General features: G+C 49.7%; 16 protein-coding genes. All 16 read left to right on the plus strand.

Annotated features, from left to right (window positions below; translation table 11 throughout):
• Positions 1-3 precede the first annotated feature (3 nt).
• Entirely contained in the window at positions 4-1,752 is a 1,749-nt protein-coding gene (gene nuoF, locus NIA71_RS00820) for an NADH-quinone oxidoreductase subunit NuoF (RefSeq protein WP_227754889.1), read from the plus strand.
• Positions 1,753-1,770: 18 nt separating this feature from the next.
• Positions 1,771-5,271 (plus strand): FAD-dependent oxidoreductase, encoded by a 3,501-nt coding sequence (locus NIA71_RS00825; protein ID WP_148396652.1) that lies wholly within the window; start codon positions 1,771-1,773, stop codon positions 5,269-5,271.
• 263 nt (positions 5,272-5,534) lie between these two features.
• On the plus strand, positions 5,535-5,966 hold the full coding sequence (locus NIA71_RS00830) for a helix-turn-helix transcriptional regulator (protein WP_148396651.1): 432 nt from the start codon (positions 5,535-5,537) through the stop codon (positions 5,964-5,966).
• A 12-nt stretch (positions 5,967-5,978) separates the two neighbouring features.
• Positions 5,979-6,713 carry an ABC transporter ATP-binding protein gene (locus NIA71_RS00835; protein WP_253019377.1) on the plus strand — a complete coding sequence of 245 codons (735 nt, stop codon included), beginning with the start codon at positions 5,979-5,981 and terminating at the stop codon, positions 6,711-6,713.
• Positions 6,710-7,441, plus strand: a complete 732-nt coding sequence (locus NIA71_RS00840) for an ABC transporter permease (RefSeq protein WP_148396649.1) — start codon at positions 6,710-6,712, stop codon at positions 7,439-7,441. The genes NIA71_RS00835 and NIA71_RS00840 overlap by 4 nt, the downstream gene beginning before the upstream one ends.
• A 169-nt stretch (positions 7,442-7,610) precedes the next feature.
• Entirely contained in the window at positions 7,611-8,525 is a 915-nt protein-coding gene (locus NIA71_RS00845) for an Rpn family recombination-promoting nuclease/putative transposase (protein ID WP_253019378.1), read from the plus strand.
• An 83-nt stretch (positions 8,526-8,608) separates the two neighbouring features.
• Positions 8,609-10,009 (plus strand): sigma-54 interaction domain-containing protein, encoded by a 1,401-nt coding sequence (locus tag NIA71_RS00850; protein ID WP_253019379.1) that lies wholly within the window; start codon positions 8,609-8,611, stop codon positions 10,007-10,009.
• Positions 10,010-10,182: 173 nt separating this feature from the next.
• Positions 10,183-11,058 carry a dimethylarginine dimethylaminohydrolase family protein gene (locus NIA71_RS00855; RefSeq protein ID WP_148396646.1) on the plus strand — a complete coding sequence of 292 codons (876 nt, stop codon included), beginning with the start codon at positions 10,183-10,185 and terminating at the stop codon, positions 11,056-11,058.
• A 20-nt stretch (positions 11,059-11,078) separates the two neighbouring features.
• Positions 11,079-12,797, plus strand: a complete 1,719-nt coding sequence (locus NIA71_RS00860; RefSeq protein ID WP_148396645.1) for a M20/M25/M40 family metallo-hydrolase — start codon at positions 11,079-11,081, stop codon at positions 12,795-12,797.
• Positions 12,794-14,275, plus strand: a complete 1,482-nt coding sequence (locus NIA71_RS00865; protein WP_148396644.1) for an amino acid permease — start codon at positions 12,794-12,796, stop codon at positions 14,273-14,275. The genes NIA71_RS00860 and NIA71_RS00865 overlap by 4 nt, the downstream gene beginning before the upstream one ends.
• A 124-nt stretch (positions 14,276-14,399) precedes the next feature.
• Positions 14,400-15,830, plus strand: coding sequence for a type I glutamate--ammonia ligase (gene glnA / locus NIA71_RS00870; protein ID WP_227754895.1), 1,431 nt, complete (start codon positions 14,400-14,402; stop codon positions 15,828-15,830).
• A gap of 178 nt (positions 15,831-16,008) precedes the next feature.
• Entirely contained in the window at positions 16,009-17,859 is a 1,851-nt protein-coding gene (locus NIA71_RS00875; protein ID WP_148396642.1) for an NAD(P)-binding protein, read from the plus strand.
• Complete coding sequence (locus NIA71_RS00880) at positions 17,853-19,565, plus strand: NADH-dependent [FeFe] hydrogenase, group A6 (protein WP_253019380.1); 1,713 nt, start codon at positions 17,853-17,855, stop codon at positions 19,563-19,565. The genes NIA71_RS00875 and NIA71_RS00880 overlap by 7 nt, the downstream gene beginning before the upstream one ends.
• Positions 19,566-19,674: 109 nt before the next feature.
• Positions 19,675-20,451, plus strand: coding sequence for an epoxyqueuosine reductase (locus tag NIA71_RS00885; protein WP_253019381.1), 777 nt, complete (start codon positions 19,675-19,677; stop codon positions 20,449-20,451).
• A gap of 41 nt (positions 20,452-20,492) precedes the next feature.
• Positions 20,493-21,452 (plus strand): (2S)-3-sulfopropanediol dehydratase activating enzyme, encoded by a 960-nt coding sequence (gene hpfH / locus NIA71_RS00890; protein ID WP_148396639.1) that lies wholly within the window; start codon positions 20,493-20,495, stop codon positions 21,450-21,452.
• A gap of 4 nt (positions 21,453-21,456) precedes the next feature.
• On the plus strand, positions 21,457-23,967 hold the full coding sequence (gene hpfG, locus NIA71_RS00895; RefSeq protein WP_253019382.1) for a (2S)-3-sulfopropanediol dehydratase: 2,511 nt from the start codon (positions 21,457-21,459) through the stop codon (positions 23,965-23,967).
• Positions 23,968-23,974 lie beyond the last annotated feature (7 nt).

The following is a 23,974-nucleotide window of genomic DNA, read 5'->3' on the forward strand; positions in this document are numbered from 1 at the left end:
AGTATGAAGGTAATAATCGGACAGGGCAGCTGCGGCGTTGCTACAGGTGCCAAAAAGACAGCCGCTGAATTTGAAAAACAAATCGCGGATAAAAACCTGAAAGTAGACGTCGACATTACGGGCTGCGTAGGCACATGCTATTTGGAGCCGATCGTAGATGTATATGAAGATAACGGCGATTTGACCAGATACGTCCAGGTACAGCCGGACAAGGTAGAGGCTATCGTAGACAGCCACCTGGCAAAAGGCGAGCCTGTAAAGGACATGGCTATTTCCGACGAAGATAAACAGTTTGTGGAAAAACAGCAGAGAGTCGTGCTGCGCAACTGCGGTGTCATCAACCCGGAAAACATAGACGAATACATAGCGGTAGACGGATATAAAGCGATTGAAAAAGTCGTGACCTCCATGACACCGGATGAAGTAATCGAAGAAATCAAGATTTCAGGACTGCGGGGCAGAGGCGGCGCGGGATTCCCGACTTGGTTCAAGTGGAATGCTGCAAAACAGAGCCCTGGCACTGAGAAATATCTGGTCTGCAATGCAGACGAAGGCGACCCGGGCGCATTCATGGACCGCTCTGTTCTCGAAGGCGACCCCCACTCCCTACTGGAGGGGATGATCATTGCCGGGTACGCAATGGGCGCCAATGAAGGAGTTATTTACTGCCGTGCTGAGTATCCGCTGGCGATCAGAAGACTGGAAATCGCCATGGATCAGGCCAGAGAAAAGGGATATTTGGGCAAGAACCTCTTTGGAAGCGGTTTTGATTTCGACATCCGGATCAAAGCCGGAGCAGGAGCTTTCGTATGCGGTGAAGAAACTGCTTTGATCGCTTCCTTGGAAGGCGAAAGAGGTATGCCGAGACTGAAGCCTCCTTTCCCTGCCGCAAAGGGCTATTGGCAGAAACCGACCGATATTAATAATGTAGAGACTTTGGCCAACGTACCGTGGATCCTCTTTAACGGCGGAGCTGCTTTCGGCGCGATGGGCACGGAAAAATCCAAGGGTACCAAAGTATTTGCTCTGGCCGGAAAGATTAAAAAAGGCGGACTGGTGGAAGTTCCCATGGGACTGCCCCTCAGAGAAGTCATCTATGGAATCGGCGGCGGTATCAAAAACGATAAGGAATTCAAAGCAGTTCAGATGGGCGGACCATCCGGCGGCTGTATTCCCGCCAGCCTGATCGATACACCGGTAGATTATGAAAATATCACTAAGACAGGCGCCATCGTGGGATCCGGCGGTATGATCGTCATGGATGAAACCACCTGTATGGTCGATATGGCTAGATATTTCCTGGATTTCACCAGAAAAGAATCCTGCGGAAAGTGCAACTACTGCCGGATCGGAACCAAGAGAATGCTGGAGATTCTGGAAAGAATCACAAACGGCGAGGGACGCGACGGCGATATCGAGCTTCTGGAAGAACTGGCTGTTAAGATCAAAGACGGTTCACTGTGCGGTCTGGGACAGACTGCGCCCAATCCTGTATTGACAACCATTAAGTATTTCAGAAACGAATACGAAGACCATATTTACAAGAAAAAATGTACAGCAAAATCCTGCAAGGCACTGATCACTTACGAGATCACCGATGCCTGCAAAGGATGTACTCTCTGCTCCAAGAAATGTCCTGTGGACGCAATTTCCGGAGAAGTTAAAGGAAAACACGTTATTGATCAGGATAAGTGCGTGAAGTGCGGCAGATGTCTGGAAAGCTGCAAGTTTGACGCCATTACAGTAGAGTAAGAGAGGAGGAAAAGACCAATGAATAAATTCAGATTAAATATTGACGGTAAAGAAGTTTTGGGCCTTCCGGGTCAGACGATCCTGGAAGTTGCCAGAGAAAACGATATCTATATACCGACTCTGTGTTTTGACGAACGGACCAAGATTTACGGCTCCTGCGGTCTGTGTATGTGCGAGGCTGAGGGGAATCCCAAGCTTCTCAAGGCATGTGCCACCGAGATCGCGCCCAACATGGTCGTTCGCACCAATACCAAGAGAGTCATTGAATCGAGAAAGACCAACCTGGAGCTGCTGCTTTCCAATCACGTGGGCGACTGCAGACCTCCCTGCGTTCTGGCATGCCCGGCTCAGACCGACTGCCAGGGGTATGTGGGACTGATCGCCAACGGAGAATACGGCGAGGCGCTGGAACTGGTGAAGGATAAGATTCCTCTCCCAGCATCTCTGGGCAGAGTGTGCCCTCATCCTTGTGAGGAAGAATGCCGCAGAGGACTCATCGACGAGCCTATCTCCATTCAGATGCTCAAGCGTTTTGCCGCAGACCAGGATCTGATGGAGGATGAAATGTTCCTGCCGGAATGCGAACCAGCTACCGGAAAGAGCGTCGCTGTCATCGGCGGAGGCCCCATGGGCTTGTCAGCTGCGTATTTCCTAAAGCAGATGGGCCATGATGTGACTGTATTTGAATCCATGCCCAAAGCCGGCGGTATGCTCCGCTATGGCATCCCGGAATATCGTCTTCCCAAGGAAGTGCTCGATATGGAAATCTCCGCAATTGAAAAGCTGGGCGTGAACATCATAACCAATACCAAAATCGGCGTTGATATCCCCTTTGATACCGTTCGTGCAGATCACGACGCGGTACTGCTGGGAATCGGAGCCTGGATTTCCACAGGCGTCGGATGTAAGGGAGAAGATGCTGACGGTGTAATCGGCGGTATCGATTTCCTGAGAAAAGTAGTTCGAAACGAAGAAATTGAACTGGGCGAAAAGGTTGCCATCGTCGGCGGCGGAAACACGGCTATGGATGCCTGCAGAACCGCAGTCAGACTGGGAGCCAAGGAAGTTTATAATATCTACAGACGTACCAAGGATGAGATGCCGGCCGATATGCTGGAAATTGAAGAGGCGGAAGAAGAAGGCGTTATCTTTAAAAATCTGACCAATCCGCTGGAAGTCGTGGCTGATGAAAACGGACACGTAAAACAGGTTGTTCTGCAGATTATGGAACTGGGCGAACCGGATGAGTCCGGCAGAAGAAGGCCGATTCCGGTAGAAGGAAAGACTGAAACCATTGATATCGATACGATGATTCTGGCCATCGGCCAGGCGGTAGATGCTAGCATCTTTGACTGCGATAAGACGAGAAAGAATGCCATCGCATACGATGAAGACACCTTCATGACCAGCATGCCAGGCGTATTTGCAGGCGGCGACTGCGGAAACGACAAGATTTCCATCGCAGTTGAAGCCATCGCTGACGCGAAAAAGGCTTCCGCTGTGATCGACGCTTACCTGAACGGCGAGTCGGTGAAATATGAAAAGCCGTACGTTGTGACAAGGGACGATATCACAGAAAAGACCTTTGAAGACAGAGAGCGCCAGTGCAGACCTAAATATGACGTTCTGCCTGCGGAAGAAAGAAAAGACAACTTCACAGAAGTCGTTCCCGTCGGCTTTACGGAAGAACAGGCGGAAGAAGAAGCACACAGATGTCTGGAGTGCGGCTGCCACGATTATTTTGAATGTAAGTTGATCGATCTGGCCAACCAGTATGATGTAAAACCGGATCGTCTGTCGGGTGACATCAATAAAATTGATTTCGAAGACGACCATCCGTTTATTGTCCGTGATCCCAACAAGTGTATTCTCTGCGGCCTTTGCGTGAGAGTCTGCGATGAAGTAATGGGAATCGGCGCCCTTGGATTGGTACATAGAGGATTTGACACGGTTGTAAAACCAAATCTGGAAAAGCCGCTGGTTGAATCCGGCTGCGTATCCTGCGGCCAGTGCGTCAGCGTTTGTCCGACCGGAGCGCTGCAGGAGAGAACGACAATGGTTAAAGAAGTTCCTCTGGAAAACGACGTGACGGAAACCACATGTTCCTACTGCTCGGTAGGATGCAGCCTGCTGCTGGAAAGCTATGGCGACATGCTGATCAAGGCCAATCCGGACAAGGAAGGCCCTGTCAATCAGGGTCTGGCCTGCGGAAAAGGTAAATGGGGATTCGACTGCTCACTGCTGGAGGATAAACTGACCGATCCGCTGATCAAGGATGCGGAAGGCTTTAGAGAAACCGATTATCACGAAGCGCTGGTGCTGGTAGCTAAGAAATGCCAGTCCATTGCCGCAAAATACGGCAAGGATGCGGTAGCGGTAGCGATTTCAGACAGATATACCAATGAAGAAGCTTACGCAATGAAGAAGATGGCCTCGGTCATGGGCGCTAAAACCCTCTGCTTTAACAACAGAGCCAGCGGCCTTGCGCCGGTGCTGGGATTTGATGCTTCTCCCAACACCATCGATGAACTGCTGTCTACAGATGTCATTCTGGCGACCGGATTTGATACCGTATCCAATCCGGTAATGCAGCTGAAGCTGAAACAGGCGGCGGAAAATGGAGCCAAAGTGATTCTGGTAAATCCGCAGGGCTATGAACAGCATTTTGACTTTGCGGAAAAGGTGATTTATGTAGATAACGAGCTGACTTTCTTAAAGGGCGTCGCCAAATCTCTGCTGGATATGGGCAAGACTTCCGATGCAGAAGGGTTTGATGCCTTCGCAAAGAGCCTGGCAGATGCGCCGACCTGCGACCAGTGCGGCGGTGTTGCCGAGCTGTACGCAAATGCCAAGAAAGCGATGATCGTCTTTACTCAGAACTTTGTGACTACCGAAGCAGCATCGATGATCGCGAATATCGCGATGCTTTCTGGACACATTGGTGCGCCTCGTGACGGCATCGTTCAAGTCAAATCCAAGAACAACTCACAGGGCCTGATTGATCTGGGCGTTCGTGCAGGAGCGGAAGCACTGGATGGCGTGAAAGCACTGCTGATCTTCGGCGAAGAGCCGCAGGCCGATCTTTCCGGACTGGAATTCCTGATGGTTTCCGACACACATATGACGGAAACGGCGGCTAAGGCTGATGTGGTGATTCCTGCCACTGGATTTGCCAGCACAGAAGGTACTTATACCAACACTGAAAGAAGACTGCAGCCGGTTGATAAGGCGATCTTTGAGGATGTGGACTTCTCCAACTGGGAGATCGCAGCAGAAATCGCCCATGTCTATGAAGTGGATTTCGACTGGGATGATGAATACGATATTTCTGATGAAATGGACGATATGCTGCCCAAGTATAAATATGCGGAAGCGGGCGAAATTCTGGGCGGAGCGCTGGCTCCTACCGATGACGCGGCCTTTGCCGTAATCGGCGACGCCAAATTCGTTGATCCGCTGCCTTGCACAGACAGCTTGATGAACGTGATTGCTGAAAGACTGCCTAAAATGGCTGAATAAAAAAGTTTCCTTTGGAAACGTTATTCGCGCTTCGCGCTCACTTTCACAAGGTGAACTTTTTTGAAATACAGGAAATGCTGCGCAATCGATATTTCCTGTATTATAAAAAAGGTTAGGATGGATTGCCGGACTTGAAAAGGTCCGGCTTTCTTTTTGCCTGCAGATCCGGGGCGCGCAACTACAAGTGGAATCCGTGTCAGCTCCAGTTGGTGGAGAATCCGGGGAATTCGCGTATAATAGATGGTATGAAAGGTAGGAAAAATATGATAAGTGCGAATTTACAAAGGCTTAGAAAACTCAATCAATATACCCAGGAAGAACTGGCGGAAAAATTAAATGTATCCCGCCAGGCTGTGGCAAAGTGGGAAAGCGGCGAATCCATGCCGGATCTGAACACCTGCAGCAATATTGCCCGGCTGTTCAATGTCAGCCTGGATGATTTGGTGAATTATCGGGAAGAAGACTCGGGTGTTGTGATTCCGCCCAAAGGCAAGTACCTCTTTGGAAGCGTGACCGTTGGAGAGCGGGGTCAGATCGTGATTCCCAAAAAAGCAAGAGAAATCTTTCATATAAAAGCCGGCGATCAATTATTAATACTTGGCGACGAAGAGCGCGGCATCGCCATTGTCGCTCAAACGGATCTGCAAAAATTCTTTGATGCCATCGCGCTTGTTCCTGATTTTCCGGAAAAATAAAGGAGGAAAAACATGGATTCGACAATTCAAATCTGCAGGCTTACCAAGATCTATGACAAAAAAGTCGCGGTGGATCATCTAACCCTGTCAATCAGGCGGGGTGAAATTTTTGCGCTACTGGGGGTGAACGGCGCGGGAAAAACGACTACAATACGGATGCTTTCGTGCCTGACCAGACCCGACGACGGCGATGCGTATCTCCTGGGAAACAGCATTAAGACTGGGGAGAAAAGGGTGAAAGGCTGTATTGGCGTATCGCCGCAGGAAACGGCCATTGCCAGGAACCTGTCGGTCAGAGAAAACCTGGAGCTGATGGCAGGCGTTCACGGAATTGGTAGATCCGATGCAAAAGAAAAGGTATCGGAAATGATCCGGCTCTGCTCCTTAGAGGAAATGGAAAGAAAAAAGGCCAAAACGCTTTCCGGAGGCTGGCAGAGAAGGCTGAGCATCGCGATGGCCCTGATCGGCGATCCCCAGATTCTGTTTCTGGATGAGCCGACTTTAGGTCTGGATGTTCTTGCAAGACGGGAACTGTGGTCGGTGATCCGCGGGTTGAAAGGCCGGGCAACCATCATTTTGACAACTCATTACCTGGAAGAAGCCGAATCCCTTTCTGATCGAATCGGTATTATGAAGGATGGAAAATTGTGCGCGGTTGGTACGGATGTGGAGCTAAAACAAAAATCCGGAACTTCCAATTTTGAAGAGGCCTTTGTACGCCTGGCCAAAGGAGGTGATCTGCAATGAAAGCGAAAGTGTTTGCTGACCGAACGGCTAAGGAAATCCTGCGCGATCCCATTTCTCTTATCTTTGGAATCGGCTTTCCCGTGGTCCTGCTCTTGCTGCTGACCGCGATTAACCGCAGCACGCCGCAGCCAATTTTCCCCCTGGACCGTTTGGCCCCTGGGATCGCCGTATTCGGCCTTTCCTTTATGGCGCTTTTTTCAGCCCAGCTCGTTGCCCGCGACCGGGAAACTTCCATGCTGGACAGACTCCTGACGACTCCCATGTCAGCAGGGGATTTTATTATGGGTTATACCCTGCCGCTGCTTCCAATGGCATTGGCTCAAAGTGTGATTTGCTATCTTGTGGCATTTCTTCTGGGAATGGAGGTGACGATCTCAGCCTTTGTTTCCCTGATTATGATGCTGCCGGTATCGCTGACTTTCATTGGTATGGGGCTTTTGTGCGGCAGCATGTTCAATGAAAAAGCGGCTACCGGCATATGCGGCGCGCTGCTCACCAATCTGACCGCCTGGCTTTCAGGAACCTGGTTCAGTCTGGATTTGGTTGGAGGAGCCTTTAAAACAGCCGCTTACTGGCTGCCCTTCGCCCATGCGGTGGATATGGGGCAGGCTGCTGCCAACGGGACTTACAGCGCAATGCTGCCGCATATTTGGTGGGTGGCTGGGTATGGGATTATATTGGTGGCTGCGGCGATCGCTGTTTTCTGGCGGAAGATGAAGACCGCCTGAGCCTGCTTGGATGCAGGAAAACCGATAGGTGTTTGTGATTGCATGAATTTTGTGGCTCTGATCAAAATTCATGCAATTTTTTGTGCTGTAAAAGATTGCACACTTGATAGTTTACAAATAATGTAATATAATGTTAAAAAATGTTATATTATATTCAAAAGGGAGAACTATGAAAAAAGCAAAACAAACTTATAAAGACAGCGTATTCCGCAAGTTGTTCCATGACAAAGAAAAAATCCTAGAGCTATACAATGCCTTATCGGGCAGGAACTATTCTTCGGACACCGAAATACAAATCGTCACCTTAGAGGATGTGATTTTCGGTGACCGTAAGAACGACCTGGCCTTTATCATCGATGGGCGGCTGATCATCCTGATCGAACACCAATCGACGATCAACCCCAACATGCCGCTGAGGATGCTGGTGTACATCGCCAAAGAGTATGAAAAATTCTATTTTTCCAAGGCCATTTACAGTAAGCAGCTGGTCAAAATACCCACACCAGAGCTCTACGTTTTCTATAACGGAAAAGAAGACCTTCCGCTTGAAGAAAACTTAAAACTTTCCGACGCATTTCTTGAAAAATGTGCTACACTATCGGTAGAAGCAGTTGTAAAGGTCATCAATGTCAATTATAAACAGGGAGCTGAAATTCTGGAGCGCTGTAAGGTTTTGAACGAATACAGCAGATTCATATACCTGGTACGGAAAAACTGGGAGAAAACGAATGACCTGGAAGCTGCCATCAAACAATCCATAGACACCTGCATTAAAGAAGGAGTCTTACGAGATTTTCTAAAGAAGAACGGTGGTGATGTTATGAGTTTTTTGTATGATGAACTGAGCAGAGAAGAGTGCGAAACGATTCGGGAGCAGGACGGCTATCAGAAGGGGTTATCGGAAGGCATCGACAAGGGAATCAAACAAGGCATTGAACAGGGAATCGAACAGGGAATTGCAGCCCTGATAGAGCTCTGTCAGGATATGGAGCTTTCCAGAGCAGAAACGAAGGCCCGGATTGTGCGGAAATTTTCCCTTTCGGAAGAGAAGGCAGAAAGCTATATGCAGCAATATTGGAAATAACACCTGCGCAAAGGCTGCCCAGCCAAAGGGAGCTCTGCAGTTGACATTCAGGTTTTTGCGAAATAGACATGAAGGAGGCAGCAATGTTTGCCAGTTGTTTGGAACAAATGAGCGGTATCTACGATAATATGGATTCGATCCTGATTACAGACCGCAATGGAATCATCGAGTACTGCGCGCTGATCGATCTGGAGGACCATTCCATAACAAATGAAGGGTTCACGGGAAGGCCGCTGTTGGAGATTTACCCGGAGCTGACCGAAGAGGAGAGCACAATTTTTCGCGTTATGAAAACGGGAGAACCGATCATTGATGAAGTACAGACTCTTACGGACTGCAACGGGAAGACCTTGACTTTTTCCTGCAGCACCTATCCCATAGAGCTCAACGGCGAGATCATCGGCGCTGTGGAAGGGACCATTATGCTGAGCCCTGACGGCGAGCCGGCCAGCAAACGAATCAACAAGCGGGAAAAGCCGCAGGGCAGCGAGGATGGATACTACTGTCTGGATGACATGGTAACACAGGATCCCCATATGATAGAAGTTAAGGAGCAGATTCTGCGGGCAGCTGCCGGTGAATCCCCGGTCATGGTCATCGGCGATACGGGTACAGGCAAAGAACTGGCAGCTCAGGCCATTCACAGCCACAGCATGCGGGCAAAAGGACCCTTTGTTTCCCAAAACTGTTCGGCGATCCCTGCAGGACTTCTGGAAAGCACCTTGTTTGGGACGGTCAGAGGCAGTTATACAGGTGCGGAAAACAGAAAAGGGCTGTTGGAAACGGCCCACACCGGGACACTGTTTTTGGACGAACTCAATTCCATGGATATCGCCCTCCAGGGAAAAATTCTAAAGGCTGTGGAAGAACATAAGATTCGGCGGGTTGGAGAAGAAACAGAACGGCGAATCGACGTGCGCATTGTATCGGCGGTAAACCGGGAACCGAAAGATATTTTGGAAGCACAGGAGCTTCGCCGCGACCTCTATTACCGGCTGGGCGTAATTCAGATTCGCCTGCCGCTTCTGCGAGATCGGAAGAAAGATATCCCTCTGCTGGCGGATTATTATATAAACTATTACAACAGCCACAACGGCAAACAGATTCGAGGCTGCAGCGAGCTGGCGATGCAGATGTTGATGAGCTACCATTGGCCCGGTAACGTGCGGGAACTGCGCAATGTGATTGAATACGGTTTTCATATGGCAAAATCCGATGAGATTACGGTCCGGGATATTCCGGAACATCTCATCTATGATAAAAAAACGCCGGAAGCCGGAAGTGCGGAAACGAGCAAGTGGCGAAAAGAGCTGGCGCAAAACAGAAACATCAATGAGATTGTGGGCGATTTTGAGAAAGCCATTTTACATCAAATCCTCAGTGAGACATCCAGCGTAACCCAAGCGGCCAAGCAGCTCCATATCAGCAGGCAGGCGCTGAGATATAAAATGGAGAAATATCAAATTGAAAAGAATTCTTACTAAAACGAAAGAAATTTTGCGTTGATGCGCAAGATTTTTTTCGTTTTTGATCTTTCAAGATTTTGTTAAAGAGGAAAAAACCGCTATATTAGGGGAATTGGGGCTGTTTTGCAAGTGTGCGGAAGTTGGCATAGAACTTGTATATAGTATATAAAAAAACATTTGGAGGTATAAAAATGAAATACGGTTGTCAATCTATGGTAGGAAAAATAGAGTCGATTTTAATTAAGAAACCAGAACAAGCCTTTATCAGCCAGGAAAATCTCAACAAAACCTGGGAGGAGTTCAAGTATTTCGGCTGTCCCGATTATGAAACAGTGTTGAAAGAATATGCAGTATTTGAGAAATATATCAAAGAAAATGTAGAAAATGTCTACTACCTTCCCCAGGATGAGCGCACGGGATTGGATTCTATCTATACCCATGACCCGCTGAAGATCACCAAGAAAGGCGCCATTTATTTCCCGATGGGAAAAGCGCTCCGCAGCAAAGAATACCTGGCCACGAAGGCATATTTGGAGAGCATCGGCGTTCCCACTCTGGGCGAAATTAAAGCACCTGGAAAAATGGAGGGGGGAGATGTTCTGTGGATCGATGAAAAGACAGTCGCCATCGGCAGAGGCTATCGGACCAATGATGAAGGAATCCGCCAGTTCAAAGAACTGACAAAAGATATCGTCGATGAGTACATCATCGTTCCCATGCCTCATGGAGAAGGGGAAGATGCCTGTCTCCACCTGATGAGCATCATCAGCTTTGTAGACACGGATAAGGCCGTGGTATACTCCAAGTTCATGCCTGTTTTCTTCAGAGAATATCTGTTGGAAAAAGGATTCATGCTCATTGAAGCCGACGATGATGAATACGACTATCTGGGGACCAATTTGCTGGCTCTGGAACCGGGAAAAGTGATCCTCATCAAGGGCTGTTCCAAAATAGAGAAAAAGCTCAAGGATCTGGGTCTTACGGTTATGACCTATGAGGGAAAAGAACTTTCCTATCGGGGTACCGGCGGTCCGACCTGCCTGACCTGCCCGATTACAAGACTATAATAGAAAGGCAAAATTGCGTAATGGGAGATAAAAAAGACATTTTACAAGAAATCGATCAGGACATCCGCGATCTTCTGTATCGCTACATAAAGACACAAAGCTTTACTTGTACAGAGCGGGAAAAAGAGGCGGAACAATTCCTCATGGACCATCTATCGGAAATCCCATATTTTAAGACACATCCTAAGTATTTCGGCACCTGGCCCATACCGGGAGATTCCTTCGATCGTGCGGTATGCTACGGCATGGTCAAAGGAACGGGGGATGACACGGTTGTTTTCGTGCACCACAATGACGTGGTGGAGGTCGAGGATTTTAAATTGCTGAAATCCTATGCATTTTCCCCCGACGAGCTGGAACAGGAGCTGTATAAAATAAAGGATTCCCTGCCAAAGGATGCAAAAAAAGATCTGGAAGAAGGGACCTTCCTCTTTGGCCGGGGAACGGCTGATATGAAAGGCGGAGGCTCCATACAGCTTGCCCTTTTGCAGCGCTACAGCGAGATAAAGGACTTTAAAGGCAACGTGATTGTCATCGCAGTTCCTGATGAAGAAAACCTTTCCGCAGGGATGCGGGCTGCCGTAAAGCTTCTGGCTGAACTGAAGGAAACCTATCATCTCAATTATAAGATCATGATCAATTCAGAGCCCCATCAGCGGAAAGATTTCACAAAAGGGATTTTTTCCGAAGGCTCGGTAGGCAAGGTGATGCCTTTCGTTTATGTGCGGGGTTACCTTTCCCACATTGGAAAAGTATTCGAAGGCTTTAACCCATTGAACCTGATGAGCGAGATCGTAAGAAATACCGAATTGAATATGGACTTCAGCGATGTGGTAGGAAAAGAAAGCGCGCCGCCGCCGACCTGGCTCTACCTGAAAGACAGCAAGAAGCAGTACGACGTTTCCATGCCCCTTTCTGCATCTGGATGCTTCAGCATTCTCACGCTGAATCAGACTCCGGCGGAGGTGATGGAGAAAGTAGAGCATGTGTGTACGCAGGCGTTTTGCAAGGTTTTGGATGAGATGAACGAAAGCTATGCCCGCTTTTGCCAAGTGGCGGAGCCTGTAGCAAAAGAGCTGCCCTGGAACGTTCGGGTCATGGACTTTCACAGTCTGTGCGAAGAAGCGGCTGCCGCGTATGGCGACACATTCCGCGGTCATTATCAGAAAAAGGTCGCCCATCTTTCCCAGAGCATGCGGGAAGGAACGATAAATTTAATTGAAAGCAATTTCGCTCTGGTGGAATTCGTATTCGACTACATTGAAGATTTGTCCCCGCGGGTTGTATACGGCTTGATCCCCCCCTATTATCCCAATGTTTCCAACTTGTATTTTGACCGGCTGGACGAATCGGTGAAAAACCTGGCGGACGATCTGGACGATTACACCTGGAAGAACTATGGACAGCACTATACAAAAGAATATTTTTACACGGGAATATCCGATTTGAGTTATACCAGCATCAGAGAAGGCAGCAAAACATTGGAGGCCCTGGAGAATTCCATGCCCCTGCTGGGAGAATTCTACAGCATACCGGTGGCAGAGATTGAACAGATCTCCATGCCTTGCATGAACATCGGCCCCTGGGGCAAAGACTTTCACAAATTGACAGAGCGGGTCTGCAAAGAGGACCTGTTCCAGCGGACGCCGCGGATTCTCAATAAAGCGGTCTCGCTGATCCTGGATGATCCGTCCCTGGTGCAAGATGACGGGCTCTCACAGAAAGGAGAACTTATATGAGTGAGAACAAAGAAAACAACAAATTGCAGCGAAAGCTGAAGCCGAGGCAGATGAACATGATTGCCATCGGCGGAGCGATCGGGACCGGACTCTTTGTCGCCACCGGATCGTCCATCAGTACGGCCGGACCGGGAGGCAGCATGGTGGCTTATGCCATCATCGGAATCGCGGTCTACTTCGTAATGACGGCCCTGGGTGAGATGGCCACCTACCGGCCGGTTCCGGGAGCTTTTGAAACCTATTCCACGGATTACATCGACCCGGCCTTTGGCTTTGCCATGGGCTGGAATTATTGGTATTGCAGCGCAATGACGGTTGCAACCGAGCTGGTGGCTTCGGCGATCGTCATGAAATTCTGGTTCCCCAACAGCTCTTCTGTTATGTGGAGCGCAATCTTTATCGTTTTATTATTGGCGCTGAATATGTTTTCCGCCGGGATTTTCGGAGAAGCTGAATTTTGGTTCGCCGGAATCAAGGTAGTAACCATCATTATTTTCCTGGTCGTAGGCGTGCTGATGATCATCGGCGTATTTCAGTCTGAAAGCCCGGGCTTCAGCAACTGGACCCTGGATGAAGCACCCTTTGTTGGAGGAGGCTTTGCAGTATTCAGCATTTTCATGGTAGCCGGATTTTCTTTTGTCGGTGTAGAGGCTACGGCCATTGCAGCCGGAGAATGCGTCAACCCGGAAAAGACCGTTCCCAAAGCGATCAACAGTGTATTCTGGCGGATTCTGCTGTTTTACATAGGAGCAATTTTTGTCGTAGCGACATTGATTCCTTACACCAACCCGGATCTGCTCAATGCAGACATCGATAACGTAGCCGTAAGCCCCTTTACCATTATCTTTGAAAAGAGCGGCATCGCAATGGCGGCTTCAGTGATGAACGCAGTCATCCTCACATCGATCCTATCCTGCGGAAACTCCACGCTGTATTCGGCAAGCCGGCTGTTGTATTCCATGTCCGAGTCGGGCAAATCACCAAAGTTCCTGGGAAAGGTCAGCAAAAGCGGCGTGCCTGTATTTGCGGTGTTCTTTACTGCGCTTACCGCCTGCCTGTGTTTCCTCACTTCCCTGGACAGCGACAGCGCCGTATACACCTGGCTTTATAATGCCACCGGTCTGACCGGATTTTTAACCTGGTTCGGAGTCTGCATCTGCCACCTGAGGTTCAGGAAAGGATTCAAGGTGCAGGGAAAAGACCTGGCAGAACTGAAGTACAAGAGCAAATTATATCCTTTCGGAACCTGGTATTCGCTCATCATCTGCACGGCGGTTATTTTGGGTCAGGGCTACTATGCCTTTACTTCTTCCGGGGTCGATTGGTACGGAGTGCTGGTAGCTTATATCGGACTGCCGATCTTTATCGCCCTGTATGTGATCCGCAAGATCGTGAAAAAGACCAAGATTATACCTGCGGACAAGATGGATTTGTCAAAGAACCCGATTCAGCAGGATGGGCAGCCAAAAGTAGGGTGAAAACAAAAAAGACGTGCTTCTGGCTGAATTATACACTGCAAAAGAATTGACAATCCAGGTTCAGGGAATATATACTGAAAGGGTCGGAAAAAATATGATAGATTAAGTAAAAGGAGAACTTTGCATGTTTAATTCACTCGTAGAAGCAAAACGATTTATAGAAGAAAAGCGAATTCAGATGGTCGATTTTATGATGATCGACTTAAACGGCAGATGGAGGCACCTGACAATTCCTGTAGATCGTTTTACAGAAGATACCTTTAAAAACGGTATTGGGTTTGACGGAAGCAACTATGGTTTTGCGCCGGTAGAAAAGAGCGATATGGTATTTATCCCGGATCTTTCGACTTCTTATGTCGATCCTTTCATGGAAATCCCGACTCTGGCCATGATCGGCGATGTATATGTGATCGATGTGCCCAACAACCGGCCCTTTGACCAGGACCCAAGAAATGTAGCCAAACACGCAGAAAACTATCTGATGGAGTCGGGCATTGCTGATGAGATGAAAATCGGACCGGAATATGAGTTCCATGTATTTGACCACGTAAGCTATTCCACCGCGCCCAATGAATCCAGCTATTATATTGATACGGAGCAGGCCGAATGGAATAAAGAGGACCGGGACTTTAACCTGGGATACAAGATGCCCCACAAGGGCGGCTATCACATGGCGCCCCCGCAGGACGTGCTTTATGATTTCAGAAGCAGGGTCTGCATGCTGATGGAAAAGCAGGGAATCCGCGTCAAGTACCACCATCACGAAGTTGGAGGACCGGGACAACTTGAGATCGAAGTGGAATTCGGTTCTGTAACGGAAATGGCCGATAAGACAATGATGACCAAATATCTCATTAAAAATGAAGCCATTGCTGAGGGAAAAACAGCGACTTTCATGCCCAAGCCAATCTTTGATGAGGCCGGCAACGGTATGCACGTCCACATGCAGCTGTTCAAAGGAGGAGAACCGCTCTTCTACGATAAAGACGGGTATTCCCAGCTTTCCCAGGAAGCGCTCTATTTCATGGGTGGTATTTTAAGACATATTCGCGCGCTGTGCGCCTTCACCAACCCCAGCACCAACTCCTTCAAGCGTCTGGTACCGGGATATGAAGCTCCGGTTACCATCGGTTTTGCCACGGCCAACAGAAGCTCGGTCATCCGTGTTCCTGCATACGCCAAGGATCCGGACAAAAAGCGCTTTGAAATCCGCAACCCGGACGGCACCTGCAACCCGTATTACGCCTTCTCTGCCATTCTGATGGCGGGATGCGACGGAATCAAGAACAAAATCGATCCGGTAGCGGAAGGGTATGGTCCATATGACATCAACCTTTACAATCTGACCGAAGAAGAAAAGAAAAAGATCAAGAGCCTGCCGAGAACTCTGGACGAAGCACTGGATGCTCTGGAAGAAGACCACGCTTTCCTCACCGAAGGCGGCGTGTTCCCGGAAAAGCTCATCGAAATCTGGCTGATCAATAAGCGGGCGGAGACCAAAAAGCACAGCTTAATGCCGACACCGATGGAATTTGACATGTATTACGATCTTTAATTTATAATCCGATCAACCCAAGCAGGGCTGCCGCTGGCAGCCTTGTATTTTTTTTCACAAAATCCAGAGAAAAATAAAAATCACTCTTTACATGAAAGAAAAAAGAAGATATGATATAAAGCAATATATTCTGATAATTATGTATTTTGGGAATAATGCGAAAATGAAAGGAGTTTTGATGAGCAGACTTGATATTAAAACGAGAGACCAGTCACAAATGGTAATAGAGGGCCTGTATCAGGACCTGGAGCGGAGAATTGTTGCCAGTCCGCCGGGACAGTGCCCGGTGGATATGGCAGCATCTTTTTTAAAGCTGTGCCACGCACAAACCTGCGGCAAATGCGTTCCCTGCAGAGTGGGACTGGGGCAGATGCTGAACCTGATCGATGACCTTTTGGACTTGAGCGAAGAAACTTCTTTGGATACACTGGATTTAATTGAAAATACGGCTGTCGCCATACGCGATTCTGCTGACTGTGCCATCGGCACGGAGGCAGCCAATATGGTGCTGCGGGGACTTTCTGGTTTTCGGGACGACTATGAGGAGCACGCCCTGCGCAACCGCTGCACCGAAGACATACAGAAGGGAAAACAGCCGGTGCCCTGCGTGGCTCTCTGCCCGGCCGGCGTGGACGTTCCGGGATACAGCGCGCTGGTACTGGAAGGCCGATACGAGGACGCAGTGAGGCTGATTCGGAAAGACAATCCCTTTCCCACCGTATGCGCATTGATCTGCGAGCATCCGTGCGAAGCCAGATGCAGAAGAAATCTGATCGATGCGCCCATCAATATCAGGGGCTTGAAGCGTTATGCGGTTGATAACAGCGGACCGGTAGAAGTACCGGAAAAAATGGACGATACCGGAAAACGGGTGGCTATTATCGGCGGCGGACCCACAGGACTTTCGGCGGCATATTTTCTTTCCATCATGGGGCATAAAGCGACAGTGTTTGAAAAACGCAGTCAGCTGGGAGGGATGCTCCGATATGGAATTCCCAATTACCGGCTGCCGAGGGAGCGTCTCCAGTATGACATCGATGCGATCCTTTCTGCGGGCGTTGAAGTCAAGACAGATTTTGATGTAAATGACGCAGAAAACATTCAGGCCATCCGGGCAGAATATGATGCCGTATATATCGGAATCGGAGCACATACCTATAAGGAAATGGGAATTGAAGGCGAATTCTCAAAAGGAGTCATTCCGGCCGTGGAGATGCTGCGGGGCATCGGCGATGATGCGATGCCGGATTTTAAAAACAAAGCGGTCGCCGTAATCGGCGGCGGCAATGTAGCAATGGATGTGGCACGGACAGCAAAACGGCTGGGAGCATCAGAAGTGACTATTGTATATCGGCGCCGGCGAAACGATATGACCGCCTTGGATGAGGAGATCGAAGGCGCCATTGCCGAAGGCTGCGATCTTCTTCAGCTGAAAGCTCCGGCAAAAATCGAATCCACCCAGGAAGGCAGAGTCAAAGCCTTGTGGGTAAAACCCCAGCTTGCCGGGGAAGCGGACAACTCCGGGCGTCCCAGACCTATCGACGCGCAGGCGGAAGAGGAATGTATCCCCTGCCAGATTATCATTTCCGCCATTGGACAAGGAATTGAATCGCACAGTTTCGAAAACTGCGGCGTTCCAGTAGCGAAAGGCAGTATTTCCGCCAGCAGCTCCAGCCAGATCGAGACCATGGAAGGGGTCTTTGCCGGCGGGGACTGCGTAACAGGACCATCCACTGCGATCAATGCCATTGCCGCGGGAAAAGTCGCGGCAGCCAATATCGATAATTATCTGGGTTACCATCATGAGATCGAGGTAGATGTTCAGATTCCGGAACCGCGGATCATGGACAAAAAACCTTGCGGAAGAATGGAACTGAAGCTGCGCTATGCAAGAGAACGGGGCAATGACTTCCTGGCGATTGAACAGGGTATGACTGCGGAAGAAGCTGCCCAAGAGGCATCCCGCTGCCTGCGGTGCGATTACTTCGGCTTCGGATCTTTTAAAGGGGGGAGAGTGGAAAAATGGTAAAATTGACGATAAACGACCAAAAGGTAACCGTGCCGGAAGGTACTACCATCATGCAGGCTGCCCGGGAAGTGGGCATTGAGATTCCGCACCTGTGCTACCTGAAGGATATCAACGACATCGGAGCATGCAGAGTTTGCATCGTGGAGCTGGAAGGCATGGAAAAGCTGGTTACAGCATGCAATACACCGGCAGAAGAGGGAATGGTGATCTACACCAACAGCCCCAGAGTCCGCGCGACACGAAAAATCAATGTGCAGCTGATCCTTTCCGACCACGACGGCAAATGCGCGACTTGTGTCCGCAGCGGAAACTGTTCTTTGCAGACAATCGCCAATGATTTGGGAATTTTGGAAATCCCCTACGAATTGATTGCGGAGCGCAACCGGTGGGACAAGCGGTTCCCCATGATCCGGGAAGCTTCCAAATGTATCAAGTGCATGCGCTGCATCCAAGTATGCGATAAGATCCAGGACATGCAGGTGTGGAATGTGTCGGGAAGCGGCTTTCGGACTACCGTGGAAGTGAGCGGCAATATACCTATTCAGGAAGCGGATTGCTCTCTGTGCGGCCAATGCATTACCCATTGTCCGGTGGGCGCGCTGCGGGCAAGAGATGATGTGGATAAAGTCTTTGAAGCTCTGGCGGATCCTGAAAAAATCACCATGGTCCAGATTGCTCCGGCTGTGCGCACAGCCTGGGGAGAAGGAATCGGACTGGGCAAAGAGGAGAGTACCACTGGAAAATTGGTCAGTGCGCTGCGCCAAGTGGGATTTGATTACATATTCGATACCGTCTACACAGCCGATCTGACGATCATGGAAGAAGGAAGCGAATTTCTGGAAAAATTCCAAAATAAGAACGACAATAAATGGCCCATGTTCACTTCCTGCTGCCCGGGATGGCTGCGTTTCGTGCGCAGTCAGTATCCGGAATTCGTGGAATACTTGTCAACGGCCAAGTCGCCGCAGCAGATGTTCGGAGCTATGTCCAAGACGTACATCGCCCGAAAGCTGGGGCTGGATCCGGAGAAAATATTCTGCGTTTCCATCATGCCTTGTGTTTCGAAAAAATTCGAATGCGATGTAAGGCAGGTTAACGATACAGGAATGGAAAAAGATGTGGATCTGGTGCTGACAACAAGGGAGCTGAGCCGGATGATCCGCGCCGACCGAATCAAAGCAGAGGATCTGAAAGACGAAACCTTTGATGAAATGTTTGGACAGGGAACAGGCGCCGGTCTGATATTCGGAGCCAGCGGCGGAGTCATGGAAGCTGCTTTGCGCAGCGCCTATTATCTGATTACCGGCAAAAACTCAAAGCCGGATGCCTTTAAAAGAGTCCGAGGCCCGAAAGGATGGAAATCTTCCGTCTTTGAAATTGAAGGCGTGCCGGTGCATGTGGCTGTTGTCAGCGGTCTGGGCAATGCCAGAAAACTGCTGGAATCCATCAAGAGCGGCCAGGTCAGCTACGATTTTGTGGAAATCATGGCCTGCCCGGGCGGCTGCGCCGGCGGCGGCGGTCAGCCGATTCAAGACGGTGCGGACATGGCTGCGGACAGAGGAAAAATTCTTTACGGCCTGGACAGTGTGGCTGATAGCCGTTTTTCCCATGAGAACCCTGCAGTACAGATGACGTACGAGGAATATCTGGGCAAACCTCTATCCAAACGGTCCCATGAATTGCTCCATACAAGTTTGGAACAGTAGGAGATCGAGTAAAAAAACCAAAAATGAAAACCAGTATTCATAATAATGACAAAGCGAACCTTTCGCTTTGTCATATTTTTTGGTAAAATAAAGGGCGGAGGTGCCATAAATGAAACAATTTCTCAGGAATGAAATCCAAGGATTCATCGGTCGTTATGAAAAAAAGATCGAAACAAAATGGGGAGAGCCGCTTGCAGGCTTCGCGGATGCGGATCTGAGCCGGCTCAAGCAGGTAATTTCGCCGCAGCATGCCTCCGGAAGCGACGTGATCCCAAATCCGACGGTGATCCTGGCATATTTTGTTCCCTTTCAAAAGGAAATGGCAGAGACCAATATTGGACATGGAATCGCATCGCCCCAGTGGGCCCTTGCCTACGAAGAAACCAACGCCATGTTTGTGGAACTGAACCGCTATCTGATTAAAATTCTGGCGGATAAAGGCTATCGGGCCGCCGTTTCCCAGGAAGCGGGAGCATTCAACCGGGAGCAGCTGATCAGCAATTGGTCGCAGCGACATATCGCCTATGAGGCTGGCCTCGGTACCTTTGGGCTCAACAATATGCTGATCACCAAAAAAGGCTGCTGCGGCCGAATTAACACGATTGTCACCGACCTGGACGTCCCGCCTGACCGTCCGATGGAAGAAGAACTTTGCCTTTACAAACGATCTGGAAAATGCGGGCTTTGTGTGGACCGATGCCCGTCGGGAGCTCTGACCCGGGAAGGATTTGATCGGGAGCGGTGCTTTCAAGTCTGCCGGGAAAACGCCCAAATCTATACTGGATACGGAAATTCCTACGCTTCCGCCGCCGGACAGCCTGCTGAAGATACAGGCAGCGAAGTCTGTGGAAAATGCGTAGCAGGCATGCCTTGTGCGTTTCTCTAATGAGCGGCTTTACAGACTGAAAATAGAAAGGTTAGCAGTGTATGACCAAAAAAGCCATTGTCTTTAATATACAGCGTTTTACCATCCACGACGGCCCTGGAATTCGCACAGAACTGTTTCTGAAAGGCTGCCCGCTGTCCTGCAGATGGTGCGGCAACCCGGAAAGCCAGTCGGGATCCATTGTTCCGGGAGTCTATGCTTCCAAATGTCTGGGAGCTGACAAATGCGGGTTTTGTGAAAGGGTTTGTCCGGTTCCGGGCAGCCTGGTATTCAAAGAAAACAAACTGGTTTCCATTGACCGCACCAAGTGTATCAACTGTATGGAATGCGGCGGCCAGTGTCCAGCGGATGCCATCAAGCAATGGGGACAGGAAATGACCGTGGATGAAGCCATGGATATCATTCTGCGGGATGAAGAGTATTACCGCAGTTCCCGGGGCGGGGTGACGGTTTCCGGCGGCGAGCCCCTGCTCCATAGCCAATTTGTTGCCGAACTCTTTGAGCGCTGCCATGAAAATCAGATACATACCTGTCTGGAATCCACTTTTTGTACGGACTGGAGGGTGATCGAAAGGGTTCTGCCCCATACGGACCTGGTGATTACCGATCTCAAGCATATGGATGCCCGGATTCACGAGCAGCATACAGGAATTTCCAACGAAAGGATTCTGGAAAACTTAAAAAAATTGTCTCAGCAGGGAAAAGAACTGATAATTCGTATTCCGGTGATCCCGGGAGTCAATGACCATTGGGAGAATATTCGAGCAACCTGCGATTTTATACAAAATGAGCTGGGAAACCGGGTCATGCTGCTCCAACTGCTGGCCTTCATGCGCCTGGGAGAAGAAAAATACGCTTCCCTGGGCAGGCCTTATCCCATGAGCGGTGTGGATTTGGACCGGAATCAGTTCCAGCAGCATATAGAAGAATTAGCGAAGTATTTTAATGGCAGAGGCGTCAAATGTATGGTCGGAACGACTGCCAAAGAGATAGGAGAATGATAAAATGAACCAAGTGAAACCGTGCGGTACAGAGCGCTACGACCAGAGCTACGGAGTTGGCTACCGGGTAGGCCACGACGATTTTTCCCCTTACGGACGGGTAAACCGGCTCCGGAAACAATTCCTCGACCGGGAATTCAATATCGATATACAAAGGGCCCGGCTGATTACACAAGTATACAAAAACAACCCTGATATGTCCGCAAAGCTGAAAACCGCTTATGCGCTGGAAAATATACTGGAGCATGTGGCCATCGATCTTTACGATGAAGAACTGATCGTAGGGGAAGTAGCCGCTCCAGCCAAAGCAGCACCCATTTATCCGGAGTTTTCCGTAAAATGGATCATCGATGAATTGAAGCATCACCCCTTCGACCAGCGGGCCCACGATAAATTCTATATCACAGACGAGGACCGGGACGAGCTTCTGGAGATCTTAGAATTTTGGAGAGGCAAAACGGTAGAAGACTTGGTGAATGCCCGTCTGACCGAGGATGAGAAAAAGGGCAGCGAACTGGGCAAAAAGGTTTACATGACCAATCTTTACCACTTTGCGGGAGTAGGTCATTTTGTTCTGGATTATCCTCAGCTGCTGGAACAAGGTTATGACGGTTATCTGGCCCAGGTGCGGCAGAAACTGGAAACCCTGGACTCCGGCGATGCCGATTTTGAGGAAAAACGTGACTTTTACCAGGCCATGGAGATCGAGCTGAAGGCGGCCTGCGCATATATTAGGCGGTACGCCCAATTAGCCGCCTCACGTGCGGAAAGGGAGCAAAACCCCGGCAGAAAACAAGAGCTGCTGCAAATCGCGGAAAACTGCAATCAGATCGCGGGCGGACCGGCCAGGACCATGTGGCAGGCCGTCCAGCTGTGGCATTTTGCTACCACCATTACCCAGATCGAATCCAACGGCCATTCCATCTCCTATGGAAGAATGGACCAATGGCTGTATCCCTACTACAAAAAAGATATGGAGCAGGGTGTGATCACCAAGGAATTCGCCCAAGAGCTTTTGGAAACAGCCTATGTTAAGACCGGAAATCCGTCCAAGCTGAAGGATAAGATGACGGTAGAGGTGAGAAGCGGCCGCGGCTGGGGCGGAGAAAGCCTGACCATTGGAGGCGTAAACGAGGATGGAAACGACGCTTCCAACGACCTGACCTTCATGCTTTTGGAGGCATCGGCTCACACCAGAATGATGAACCCGTGGGTATGCGTTAGAATGCATGAAAACACACCGTATGAGTTGAAAGTAAAGGCTGTGGAATGCATCCGGGCCGGATACGGACATCCCAAGCTCTTCAATGACGTGCCTACCATTGAGGTCATGCTCAAAAAAGGCATGACTTTGAAAGAAGCGCGAAATTATGAAGTGGTTGGATGCGTGGAGCCGGATCTGCCCGGTTATGAATACGGATTCCATGATTCTGCCTATATGAATATCGCCAAAGTCATGGAGCTGGCTCTCAACGGCGGAGCCTGCATCGATTGCAGCGACCAGTGTCCCAGATATGCCAAATGCGCTGCCATAGGAAGGACCCTGGGGCCCGATACCGGCAGCCTGGCGGATTTCCAGAATATCGGCCAAGTGCTGGAGAGCTTTGATAAACAGATGAAATTCTGGACAGACCAGATGTGTCAGGGAATTAATGTGATCGACGAGGCCCACAGAGAGCGAAAGCCGCTTCCATACGCGTCGGCATTTTTCAATGATTGCATTGATAAGGGCAAAGACCTTTCCGAAGGGGGAGCCAGATATAATTTCACCGGACCCCAGGCCAGCGGAATCGCCACTTGCGCCGACACCCTGTCCGTAATCAGCCAGCTGGTCTTTGATGAAGGCAGATATACCGGCCAAGAGCTGCTGCAGGCAATCCGGGATAACTGGGACGGCCACGACGTGCTCTATGCCCTTGTTAACAGCAGCAAGGTTCATCACTATGGCAATGATGATGATTATGCGGATAACTTCTTTAAAGAAGTATTCAACTGCTACTGCCGCAACATTGAAGGGCGGAAAAATCCCAGAGGCGGAACCTTCTGCCCGGGCGTATATACGGTAAACGCCAACGTGGGACTGGGCCTGGATCTGGGAGCATCTCTGGACGGAAGAAAAAGCCGGGAACCTCTTTCCGACAATATGGGGCCGGTGCATACCAGCGCCGCTTCCCACGATATCTACGGACCCACCGCCATTTCCAACTCGGTGACAAAGGTAGACCACAGCAGAGCCACCAACGGGACGTTGCTCAACTGGAAGTTTCCGCCTGAATGCGTGGCGGGCAAAACAGGCCGGGAAAACCTGATCAGTTTTATTGATACCTATTTCGCCAAAAAAGCCATGCATTGCCAGTTCAATATCATGAGTACGGAAATGATGAGAGCGGCGATGAAAAAACCGGAGGACTACAAGGATATGCTGGTTCGGGTAGCCGGATACAGCGCATACTTCGTAGAGCTGGGAAAACCGCTTCAGATGGATTTGATCAATCGGACGGAGCTATCGTTTTAAGCCGGTG

Source organism: Ihubacter massiliensis (genome assembly GCF_024125305.1).
GTDB classification, from domain to species: Bacteria; Bacillota; Clostridia; order Peptostreptococcales; family Anaerovoracaceae; genus Hominibacterium; species Hominibacterium faecale.